Genomic DNA, 1,570 nt, shown 5'->3' with positions numbered 1-1,570 from the left:
ACGCAACAAGGTGTTGCACAGATGTGTCATGATGGCTTAGATTTGAACCAACGTTAGTGCATGGGATTTTCAGAGGGAAAAAATCATGTTTATTGATTCAGAAAAACGACTGAAACAACTTTCAGATGAGGCAAAGAAAAACACCGAGGATCTCGAAGAAGCAAAGAAGAATTCAAGGTTTACACAGGTATCCCCAAAAGGTTGGGAACGCGTTCGAGAGCTGCTGAAGGATAGTCAAGGCATATCAGCACTGAAGCTGTACTCATTTTTAGCGGAGCATATCGATCCTACGTGTGGCGCTGTCGTTGCGGATCAGCAATTCCTAGCTGAAAAACTTGGAGTTAGCAGAAGCACAATTATTCGGTGGCTCAATTACTTAGAATCAAAAAATGCATTAGTTAGAATCCCCGTTGCTGGTAAGGTTTGTGCGTATGCCCTCGATCCACATGAAGTCTGGAAGGGATACAACACTACGAAAAACCATGCAGCGTTTGTCACTAAAACACTGGTCAACAAAGACGGTGATATTCAGCGCCGAATCATGGCCATGTTTTCAAATTGAGCCAGCGGCAGGCGGACAATCAGGGGCTACGTGTTAACGTTTTGACCATGATTGTCTATCCTGCATTGCTCTTTTGCCGCCTCAAAATCCCTTGCTTGTTTTTGCTCCCCGATCCCCAGAACGACCGCGCCGCCACGGTTCCGGCAGCGCCTTGAGCGCAACCGGAAACCGTCTGGGGAGAACCCCAGACCCCCATCGCTGTAACACCGACGGTCTACGACCACCAACCAGCCGAATAGCTGCCTGTGCCGTGCAAATAGGCTTTGCAGGGGGCTGACGCGGTTCCTAGCGACCTGAAAGCCCCTGGTTAGGGGTATCGGCGCGCCTGACCTCCTGAGAGCCTCTGTAAGCGTTTTTCGCGCCTTCCATGCCCTGACGGGCATTTAACCCCCGTTTTGTGCGTCTGGGAGGCTTTGAGCGCGTTTAACCGGTGGCCAGCGACTCGATCGCCTGAGATCAAATCGGGATCGTCAACGATATGCGAGAGGTGGCACCGCTCGCCGCAGCCCCAGCGACCGAGCCGCTAGGCTCGCGAGTGGGCGAGGAAGCGGAAGGGAACCAGTATTGGCATAGTGCACTTACGCACGAGATCTAAGATAGATTCACAGACAGATAGGAAAATCAGGTGTGACAAGGCCTAGAGGCAAACTAAATACCGCTCAGCGGGAATAGATATACCGCTCAGCGGGAAAGTTTTTACCGCTGAGCGGAGGTTGAAATACCGCTCAGCGGTATTTCAAATACCGGAATACTGTTTTTGTTGCTAATCAAATACCGGAAAAAAAGTATTTACTCGGTTGTGGAACATACATAAGATACCGATAAAACGGTAACTAAATTACCTGCGAGGTGAGAATGGGAGCGAAATTTTTAGATCAAAAAACTGGCGTAATTTTGGAAGAGCCGGAGTTCGTGAAGCTGTATATCCGTGATTTATGCCGTGTTAAAGGGCTATCAGCAACGCAATACAAAATTTTTACGTTCATGCTTGCTAATATGAATACTGAT

Annotated in this window: 1 protein-coding gene; it reads left to right on the top strand. The window is 48.8% G+C overall.

Annotated elements, in window-relative coordinates:
• The first annotated feature begins 85 nt into the window (after window positions 1–85).
• The gene (locus tag PH562_RS30595; RefSeq protein ID WP_000469298.1) at window positions 86–562 is read left to right on the top strand and encodes a helix-turn-helix domain-containing protein; all 477 of its coding nucleotides are present in this window, start codon (window positions 86–88) and stop codon (window positions 560–562) included.
• Window positions 563–1,570: the final 1,008 nt, after the last annotated feature.

The sequence above is a fragment of the Rhizobium centroccidentale genome (assembly GCF_030182565.1).
Lineage (GTDB): Bacteria > Pseudomonadota > Alphaproteobacteria > Rhizobiales > Rhizobiaceae > Rhizobium.
This window is presented reverse-complemented; position numbering and strand designations above follow the sequence as displayed.

Coding starts and splice junctions, on each gene's coding strand:
- PH562_RS30595 (WP_000469298.1), top strand. CDS start 86: ATGTTTATTGATTCAGAAAAACGACTGAAACAACTTTCAGATGAGGCA.